This window comes from Microbacterium sp. UBA837, from assembly GCF_002296025.1.
Taxonomy (GTDB): domain Bacteria; phylum Actinomycetota; class Actinomycetes; order Actinomycetales; family Microbacteriaceae; genus Microbacterium.
This window is the reverse complement of record NZ_DBHD01000136.1, coordinates 1-8,842: the sequence shown is the minus strand read 5'-3', so window position 1 is coordinate 8,842 and position 8,842 is coordinate 1. Positions and strand designations below refer to the sequence as shown.

Annotated in this window: 10 protein-coding genes and 3 pseudogenes; 7 read left to right on the top strand and 6 right to left on the bottom strand. The window is 68.1% G+C overall.

Annotated elements, in window-relative coordinates:
• Both B3587_RS10145 and B3587_RS10140 read right to left on the bottom strand, forming a co-directional pair.
• Positions 1-198: lycopene cyclase family protein (locus tag B3587_RS10145; RefSeq protein WP_292728328.1), on the bottom strand; the 198-nt coding region annotated here is incomplete at its 3' end.
• Positions 195-515, bottom strand: coding sequence for a hypothetical protein (locus B3587_RS10140; RefSeq protein WP_292728327.1), 321 nt, complete (start codon positions 513-515; stop codon positions 195-197). The genes B3587_RS10145 and B3587_RS10140, both read right to left, overlap by 4 nt.
• A 92-nt stretch (positions 516-607) precedes the next feature.
• Here B3587_RS10140 and mftA point away from each other — a divergent pair, with 92 nt between their 5' ends.
• The 7 genes from mftA to B3587_RS10105 all read left to right on the top strand — a co-directional run bounded on the left by mftA (position 608) and on the right by B3587_RS10105 (position 5,920).
• On the top strand, positions 608-718 hold the full coding sequence (mftA, locus tag B3587_RS10135; protein ID WP_292728325.1) for a mycofactocin precursor MftA: 111 nt from the start codon (positions 608-610) through the stop codon (positions 716-718).
• A gap of 18 nt (positions 719-736) precedes the next feature.
• Positions 737-1,003: a mycofactocin biosynthesis chaperone MftB gene (gene mftB, locus B3587_RS10130; RefSeq protein WP_292728324.1), complete on the top strand. Its 267-nt coding sequence runs from the start codon at positions 737-739 to the stop codon at positions 1,001-1,003.
• Positions 1,000-1,695 (top strand): mycofactocin radical SAM maturase, encoded by a 696-nt coding sequence (mftC, locus tag B3587_RS10125; protein WP_292728322.1) that lies wholly within the window; start codon positions 1,000-1,002, stop codon positions 1,693-1,695. Before mftB ends, mftC begins: the two co-directional genes overlap by 4 nt.
• A gap of 366 nt (positions 1,696-2,061) precedes the next feature.
• Complete coding sequence (mftD, locus tag B3587_RS10120; protein ID WP_292728321.1) at positions 2,062-3,330, top strand: pre-mycofactocin synthase MftD; 1,269 nt, start codon at positions 2,062-2,064, stop codon at positions 3,328-3,330.
• A 7-nt stretch (positions 3,331-3,337) separates the two neighbouring features.
• Positions 3,338-4,060 (top strand): mycofactocin biosynthesis peptidyl-dipeptidase MftE, encoded by a 723-nt coding sequence (gene mftE / locus B3587_RS10115; protein ID WP_292728319.1) that lies wholly within the window; start codon positions 3,338-3,340, stop codon positions 4,058-4,060.
• On the top strand, positions 4,057-5,481 hold the full coding sequence (gene mftF / locus B3587_RS10110; RefSeq protein WP_292728318.1) for a mycofactocin biosynthesis glycosyltransferase MftF: 1,425 nt from the start codon (positions 4,057-4,059) through the stop codon (positions 5,479-5,481). Before mftE ends, mftF begins: the two co-directional genes overlap by 4 nt.
• A 25-nt stretch (positions 5,482-5,506) precedes the next feature.
• The gene (locus tag B3587_RS10105) at positions 5,507-5,920 is read left to right on the top strand and encodes a dehydrogenase (protein WP_292728317.1); all 414 of its coding nucleotides are present in this window, start codon (positions 5,507-5,509) and stop codon (positions 5,918-5,920) included.
• 9 nt (positions 5,921-5,929) lie between these two features.
• On the opposite strand, the gene radA is transcribed toward B3587_RS10105, so the two are convergent.
• From radA to B3587_RS10090, 4 genes and pseudogenes are all read right to left on the bottom strand, one after another.
• On the bottom strand, positions 5,930-7,315 hold the full coding sequence (gene radA, locus B3587_RS10100) for a DNA repair protein RadA (RefSeq protein WP_292728315.1): 1,386 nt from the start codon (positions 7,313-7,315) through the stop codon (positions 5,930-5,932).
• A 164-nt stretch (positions 7,316-7,479) separates the two neighbouring features.
• Positions 7,480-7,836: pseudogene (locus B3587_RS15935) on the bottom strand (acyl-CoA dehydrogenase family protein); the annotation flags it as partial.
• Positions 7,788-8,426, bottom strand: a pseudogene (locus tag B3587_RS10095) (GntR family transcriptional regulator); the annotation flags it as partial. The pseudogenes B3587_RS15935 and B3587_RS10095, both read right to left, overlap by 49 nt.
• A 226-nt stretch (positions 8,427-8,652) precedes the next feature.
• A pseudogene (locus B3587_RS10090) lies at positions 8,653-8,842 on the bottom strand (L-lactate dehydrogenase); the annotation flags it as partial.

The window sequence follows — 8,842 nt, the reverse complement described above, 5'->3', positions numbered from 1 at the left end:
CAGTTGCCCGAGAAACGACCAGTTCGCCGGGTGGCCGGGCATGGCACCGCGGATGCTGGCAGCATCGCGCAACTCGGCGGGAATGTCGGAGCCGGACTCCCCTGCTTCGATCAGCACCACATGGCGGTCGGGGTCCTCGCTCAGACGTGCCGCAAGGGCGCAACCAGCAGTGCCCGCCCCGACGATGACGGTAGTCACGGGTGCTCTCTCCAGGGTTCGCCCATCTTGCCGAACCCGTCATCGATAAGCACGAGGAGGTCGGCATCCGCGTGGCTCAGCCGCTGCTCGCAGGGCGCGAGAGACAAACCGAGGCAGGCCCAGGCGATTGCTTGCGGCTCCAGGGCATCTGCAGGCTGGCGCAGGCGGTCGGCGACGAGCTCAACGATGTCTGCGATTGTCGTCTCCTCGAACCCGCGCTCCAGAGACAGCACGAGAGCGAAGTGGCTGAGTTCGCCATGCGTTGTGGCGGGCGCTCGACCGATGCGCGGCCGACCCTCTGCCTGCGTGTTGCTCATCAGCTCTTCCATGTGGCACTGAGTGCCATTAGTATCGGCCACGACGAAGGTTTCGCCAAGGACGTGACGAAACCGCCTAGGAGGAGCATCCCATGGAGCCGACGAAGACCGCATCGGACGTCACCGCCTCAGAGGAAGAGGTCATCGTGTCGAGTTCGCTCGTCGAGGAGGTCTCGATCGACGGCATGTGCGGCGTGTACTGAGCCAGCCAGCGCGACGCCATGAATCGCGACACGGCCTGGCGGCTTAGCCCGCAGGTCTCGGTGCGCCCCGAGTCCTTTGGGGCGCTGCTCTATCACTTCGGAACGCGAAAGCTCTCATTCCTGAAAGACAGGACGTTGCTTGCGATCGTTCAGAGCCTCGATGGAACGGACAGTCTTCATGAGGCCTGCGACATTGCGGGCGTCGACCCTCGTGACCGCGAGCCGTACTTCGGTGCGCTCGAAACTCTCGCCGGCTCGGCGATGATCGAACAGAGAACGACATGACCCTCGTCGACGTCGCCCCGCCTGCTCGCCCGCTTCGACTGGTCGATCACTTCGAGCGCGGACTTGATGCGCCCATCTGCTTGACATGGGAACTCACATACGCGTGCAACCTTTCGTGCGTGCATTGCCTCTCGAGTTCGGGACGCCGTGACCCGCGTGAGTTCACGACCGACGAGTGCCGCGCCGTCATCGACGAGCTCGAGAGGATGCAGGTCGTCTATGTCAACATCGGCGGAGGAGAGCCGACAGTGCGAAGCGACTTCTGGGACCTGGTGGACTATGCGACAGCACACCATGTCGGCGTGAAGTTCTCGACGAACGGCATCAAGATCACGCCCGCGATCGCGACGCGTCTGGCAGCAAACGACTATGTTGACGTGCAGATCTCGCTCGACGGCGCGACGGCCGAGGTCAATGACGCAATCCGCGGTCCTCGTTCCTACGAGACCGCGATGCGTGCGATGCAGAATCTCGCGGATGCCGGGATGCGTGGATTCAAGCTCTCGGTTGTGTGCACGCGGACGAACATCGCCCAGCTCGATGAGTTCACGCCCATCGCCGACCGGTACGGGGCACAGCTGCGTCTCACCCTTGACGGGCAGGGTCGCCCTCATAACCGGAGCAGCGTGGGGGCAGGGTCGGAGCCACGCGCTGCGACTCGCGGAGGAGGGTGCCGATATCATCACGGTTGATCTCTGCGGCCCCGTGCCGAACTTGCACTATCCCCAACGCGGATATTGCGCTGGCCGTGAGGTCGGGGCTCTCGACCGTCGCATCGTCGCCGCGATGACAGACGTTTGGGACCGCGACGGCTTCAAGAAGGCCATCGACGACGGAGTGTTGGAACGCCGGTCCCGACGCGAGGTCGCTCGCAGCGCGCCTGTCGCGGCTGGACATTCTGCTGGAGGCGACCGGCGAGAAGGACGTCGAACTGGGCCGCGAAGTCGCGGCGAGAGCTCGGGGCCTGTGCCGCGTGATTCACGGATACCGGGATGTTTCGCCGGCCGTGAGCGAGATCTTCGCGGGCCGTTGAGTTCGCGAGGGAAAGAGGAGGACAGATGAACTGGTGGCCATGGCGACAGAACCCATGGTTCGAGACGGTGCTGGAAGCCCAGCGTCGCGCCAAGAAGCGGCTCCCGCCGTCAGTGTACGCGGCGCTGGTCGCCGGATCCGAGCGCGGCACGACGCCGAGGGATAACACGGATGCGTTCGCGGAGCTGGAGTTCGCCCCGCACGTGGCGGGCCATCAATCCGAGCGCGACCTGTCAACGACAGTGCTCGGCATCCCGATCTCGCTCCCGGTGCTGATCTCGCCGACCGGGGTGCAGGCGGTTGATCCCGAGGGCGAGGTGGCGGTGGCCCGTGCCGCCGCCTCTCGCGGCACGATCATGGGGCTCAGTTCGTTCGCGAGCAAGCCAGTGGAACAGGTCGTCGACGCCAACCCCAACACCTTCTATCAGCTGTACTGGACCGGCTCGAAAGAGCAGATGATCCAGCGCATGGACCGGGCACGTGCCGCCGGCGCGAAGGCGCTCATCGCCACCCTCGACTGGTCGTTCTCGGTCGGAAGGGATTGGGGAAGCCCGTCGATTCCGGAGAAGCTCGATCTGAAGTCGATGATCACCTTCGCCCCCGAGGCCATTCGTCGACCGGGGTGGACCCTCGACTTCCTGCGCACCAGACTGCCGGACCTGACGGCCCCGAACCTGCAACCCCCGAACGGCGCCGCGCCCACCTTCTTCGGCGCCTACCACGAGTGGATGCAGACCGAGCCGCCCTCGTGGCAGGACGTCGAGTGGCTGCGCAAGGAGTGGGGCGGCCCGTTCCTGCTCAAGGGCATCACCCGCGTCGACGACGCCAAGCGCGCCGTCGACATCGGGGCACACGCGATCTCGGTCTCGAACCACGGCGGGAACAACCTTGACACGACTCCCGCGACGATCCGATGCCTCGAGCCGATCGCGAACGCCGTCGGCTCGGAGCTGGAGGTCCTGCTCGATGGCGGCATCCGGCGCGGTGGCGATGTCGCGAAGGCGCTCGCACTCGGAGCCCGCGCCGTGATGATCGGTCGGGCGTACCTCTGGGGGCTCGCGGCCAACGGCCAGACCGGCGTCGAGAACGTCCTGGATCTGATGCGGATGGGGCTCGATTCCGCTGTCCTCGGACTGGGGCACTCTTCCATCGCAGAGCTCTCGCCGGCCGACCTGTGGATCCCACCGGACTTCTCCCGCACGCTTGGCGTGCCGGACGCGCCCAGGACGCCCCCGCGCCCGCGCCGGCGTCCCGCGGCATCCGGCACGGGGGAGGCAGCAGCTGCCACGGCATGATGGCAGCATGACTTTTTCCCGTCGCGGCGGGCCGGATCATGTCGCGGCCGGCTCGCCCCATCTGACGGAGCGCACGTGGCAGGAAGCCGGCGGCATCCTGGTCGTTCCGCTCGGCTCGACGGAGCAGCACGGCCCGCACCTCCCGCTCGACGTGGACGCGCGGATCGCCGCGGCCGTGGCCGACGAGCTCGTGCGACGGTGGGGCGCCGCCGGTCGAGATGCGAGCGCGGCACCGGTCGTCTCGTTTGGTGCGTCCGGCGAGCACGCCGGGTTCGCCGGAACGGTCTCGATCGGGACGGATGCCCTGCGGACGGTGATCGTCGAGATCGGTCGCTCGGTGAGCGACTGGGCTGATCGCATCGTCTTTGTCAACGGCCACGGCGGGAACGTGGATGCCGTCAGCAGCGCGGTGCGGCTTCTGGTCGACGAGGGTCGGGATGCCCGGTGGGTGCGGTGCGAGGCTGCGGATGCCGATTCTCACGCCGGGCGCACGGAGACCTCGATCATGCTGCATCTGGATCCCGGTGCCGTGCGGCTCGATCGGGCGGAAGCGGGCGACACTCACCCCCTCGCGACGATCCTCCCGGAGCTTCGTCGCGCGGGGGTCGCCGGGGTGTCGCCCAACGGGGTGCTCGGCGATCCGACGGGGGCTAGTGCGGACGAAGGCGCGGCGCTCCTGAGAGAGATGTGTGATCGGGCGTGGCGGCGTGCGGAACGGGACGAGTCGTGACGCTTCCCGAGGGGTTCGCGGTGCGGATCGGGCGCCACACCCGCGTCGTCGACGGCGGTGCGGTCTTGATCGGCGGGGCGCCGGCCCGAGTCGCTCGACTCACCGCCGCGGCGCGGCAGCGTGTCGCGGATCGCGAGGTCATCGTGACTGACATGGCCTCCGCTGCGCTTGCCGACTACCTGCTTGAGAACGGCCTGGCCGATCCTATCGTGGAACGTCTTCCTCCCGCCGATCTGTCTCAGCTTTCCGTCGTGATCCCTGCAATGGACCGGCCTGGCCTTCTCGCTCGGCTTCTGCCGAGCCTGCCGGAGGGGCTTGCCGAGGTGATCGTCGTCGACGACGGGTCCGAGGATCCGTCCGCCGTTGCGGAGGTCGTCGCGGCGGCAGGAGCGCGACTCCTCGTGCACGAGACGAACCTCGGTCCCGCGGCGGCGCGGAACACCGGCGCCGCGGGAGTGTCGACGGAGTACGTCGCGTTCGTCGACACCGATGTCGTGCTCGATCCGCAGTGCCTTCCCCTCCTGCTCCGACACTTCGCCGATCCGCGGCTGGCGCTTGCGGCTCCCCGCATCGTCGGGGTCGCCTCTTCGACGCCGACGTGGATCACTCGGTATGAGGACGCGCGCTCGTCGCTCGATCTCGGCGCCGAGCCTGCACCGGTCAAGCCGCAGACCCGGGTCGCGTGGGTTCCCACGACCTGCGTCGTCGTGCGGCAATCGATGTTGGGAGATGGATTCGACCCGCTTCTGCGCGCCGGGGAGGATGTGGACCTCGTCTGGCGACTCACGGAGGCCGGTCATCGGGTGCGGTTCGAGCCGGCGGCGGTGGCGCAGCACGAGCATCGCGCACACGCGAGACAGTGGCTCGCTCGAAAGTTCTTCTACGGCACCGGTGCGATGCCGCTCGCCGCGCGGCATCCGGAGCACATAGCGCCGGTGATCTTCGCACCCTGGAGCCTGCTGGTCTTCGTGGCAGCTGTGGCTCAGCGGCGCTGGTCGCTGCCCGTGATCGCCGTGACCCTCGGTGTCGTGATCGTGAGGATCTCCCGGCGCATCGGCCACCTGCGGTGTCCATGGCGGGAATCCGCGCGCCTGACCGGTAACGGTCTGCTCTCCGCGCTCGCCCAGGGAATCGCGCTGTTCGTCCGGCACTGGTGGCCCCTCGCTCTGGCTGGATCGGTGGTGTCGCGACGTGTTCGACGCGCGACCGTCGTTGCAGCCGTCGCGGACACGGTCTGGGAGTACGCGAGGCTGAGACCCCGACTGGACCCGGCGAGGTTCGCGGTCGCGCGCCGTCTCGATGATCTCGCCTACGGTGCGGGAGTGTGGTGGTCTTCGCTGCGAGGTCGGTCGATTCGCGCACTGGTGCCGTCGATCGTTCGCGCACAGCGTCCGCCGTCCCGGCCGCGTCCGAAGGAGTGAGGCCTTCGCGAACTAGGCTGGGGGGATGGCGGGGAGCAAGCGCGGCAAGGCGGCGCTGGATTTTCGCAACACTTCATTGGCCGATGCGCTCCAGACGCAGGACATGGCAGCTGTCGCCTTTGCCCTGCGGCACGGCCCGACAGTGGTGCCGCTCATGAAGCCGGGCCAGCGCGACAATCCGCTCGATGTCGGCGACGTGTGGACCTTTCGCGACCCGACCACCGGCCAGATCGCTCTCCTTCTCTTCAGCGACGCGGCAAACAAGCCGGCTACCCTTCCACCGGCTGTCGCGCTGATGCCGCCGGCAAGTCTCAAGACATTTCTCGGTGCACACCAGGATGAGATCACGACCGTCTTCTTTGATCTTGCGGGCCCCCATCCGATGCAGGCGAGCCCCGCCGACGTTCTTGCCGCTCTCGAGGTTCGTGCCGGCGACTGACACAGTGGTCTAGAAGCCCGATTCGTCGCTGTGGTTCTCCGGTGAAGCGCGACGCCCCGGCCGCACGGTGTGCAGGCTCAGGTCGCCGAGGGCGCCGCGCAGGTTCTTGGACCCCGCATCAACCACCGTGCGGTAGCCGAGACGCTCCGCCTCGGCTCGCCGCTGGGCTGCCTGCATCACGGGTCTGATCTCGCCGGCGAGGCTCAGCTCGCCGATCGCTGCAGTTCCCTTGGCGAGGGCCGTTTCGCTCACGGCATTGGCAACGGCAACGGCGATGGCGAGATCCGCAGCGGGTTCTGCCAGGCGCACTCCACCGACGGTGGAGACGTACACGTCGTGGTCGCTGACGACGATGCCCGCTCGGCGTTCGAGCACGGCGAGCACCATGGCAACCCGTGAGGCCTCGACGCCGTTGACGATGCGGCGGGGGTTCGGGGCCGAGGTTTTGATCGTGAGCGCCTGCACCTCGACAGGTAGGGCCCGGCGACCTTCCATCGCGATCGTGACACACGTCCCGGCGACCGGGTCGCCGTGACCGAGGAACAGCGCGCTCGGGTCTGCCACTTCCTGGATGCCGTCGCCGGCCATGTCGAAGCATCCGACTTCATCTGTCGGACCGAACCGGTTCTTCAGGGCTCGAACGAAGCGCAGCGAGCTTTGGCGGTCGCCCTCGAAGTGGCAGACGACATCGACGAGGTGTTCGAGGATGCGGGGGCCGGCGATCGAGCCGTCCTTGGTCACATGCCCCACGATGATGACCGGCAGGCCGCGTTCCTTGGCAACGCGGATGAGGGTCGAGGCCACCTCGCGCACCTGCGACGGGTGACCTGCCGCGCCCTCGTGCATCGCCGACGAGACGGTTTGCACCGAGTCGACGATCAGCAGGCTCGGCTGTACTTCGTCGACGTTGCCGAGAATCGTCGCAAGGTCGGTCTCACTCGCAAGGTAGAGCTCGTCGTGCAGGGCGCCCGTGCGCGATGCCCGCAGTCTCACCTGCGCGACGGACTCCTCGGCGCTTGCGTAAAGAACACGGTGACCGGATGCTGCGGAGTGCGCCGCGACATCCAGCAGCAGCGTTGACTTTCCGACCCCCGGTTCGCCGGAGAGCAGGATCGCCGCACCGGGGACGAGGCCGCCGCCGAGCACGCGGTCGAACTCACCGATACCCGTCGTGCGACGGGGCGCGTCGGATGCCGACACCCGCGTGATCGGTTGCGCTGCCCGATCCGAACTCGGCGCCGTCGGGGCGAGCGTGCGCACGATGCCGGTCTGCTCGGCTGCCTCGACGACAGTTCCCCACTGCTGGCATTCGCCGCAGCGGCCGACCCATTTGACCGTCGTCCATCCGCACTCGGTGCACCGGTACGGGGCGGCGGTCGTTGGGCGTTTGGCCATGCGATCAGGCTAGCCGCGGCATCCGACACCGCCGCCCGGCGCGCCCTCGCCTGTGGCTAACTCCTCACATCGGGTGGTTGTGCGCACTGACGGGCGGCGTCGGGGGCCCGGGACACCGCAGATTTGAGGAGTTGGCCCCGGACACCAGCGACGGATGCCGCGGATCAGTCGGCCGCGAGGACTGCCTCGCCGACGACCTGCTGGGTCAGTGGAACCGAGTAGGCCATCAGGGCGCCGGCCTGCGCGTCGCGGAAGATCCGCTGGATCGGTGAGCTCAGCAGGAAGCTGCCGCCGCCCCCGACGCGGAGCGCCTCGGCCGCTGCCTGCTTGGCAACCTCGTTCGCGAGCATCTTCGACTCGGCCGCGGCAGGCATCGCCTCGTCGGACCGCTCGTCGGCAAGCCACGCGACGCGCTCTGCGGGCGGACGGTTCGCACGAGCGAGTAGGACACGATGCCGGGGTCGTGATACTCGGTGCTGTGCAGGATGCGGCTGCCACTCGCGCCGATACCGATGACCTCCAGCGTCATGACCGGGGTGCCCTCGGGCTTTTCGAACAGGTCGGCGAGCTCGCCCGAGAGCGTCACCACGCCGGGGGTTGTCACCTCCCACACGACCGGCTCTCCCCACACCCGTGCCGCGAAGGTGAAGACGGACTCGCTCGGGTCGAACTCCGCGGGCAGTTCGTCCGGAATCGGCACCGTGTCGTCGGCGATCATCGCGACGGCGCCATCCGCCCGCCACCGCTTTCGGACGGCCAGTCGAGTCGTGTCTGCAGGCCGTTCCATCACGGCGCCGATCTCAGCGCCCAGGGGCAGGGTGCGGGACTCGAGCACCTCCACCTCGGCGTGGTAGCCGAGTCGGTCGAGGAGCTCGGTGTGTTCGAACTGCTCCTCCAGGCGGACGCTCAACCGCAGCGCGATCGGATCCACCGTGGTCACCGTGCCCTGTCGCCGCCGCACGATCCCCTGCGCCTCGAGCTGGGCCATCGCGTTGCGCAGTTGCTGGCGACTGCACTCCAGGCGCGCCGTCAACTCCAGTTCCCCGGGCAACGGGGCCCCGAGCGCCGCCGCCTCGCGCACGTAGCGCAGGAGCCCATGCTGGACGCGCATCGTGTCCGCGTCGCCACCCGGGCGTGGCAGCGGGAGGTAGGTGGTCACGGGTTCTCCTCACACGGACGCGTTCGCAGTGGGGCTGACCACACGCTATCGGTCCGCCACGGCATCCGTCGCCAACTCAGCAGGACCGGCGCCATCGGCCCGCTCCTGCTGTGCCGAGTCGCCGAAGTTCCGCCGATCGTGAGGAGTTAGCGACGCCTGCGGGAGCGCCCGATCCAGGTCAGCGCAGGGAGGTCGCCACCTCGCGCAGGGCGTCGGCGGAGCGGCGCAGCAGGGCGAGTTCATTCAGAGAGAACGGTGTCTCGCGGATCGGGAACGCGCCGCGGGAGTTCACGATCGAGGGCACGGAGAGAGCGACGCCATCGATCCCGTGGAAGTCCTTCAGTACGGTGCTCACCGGCAGGACCGCG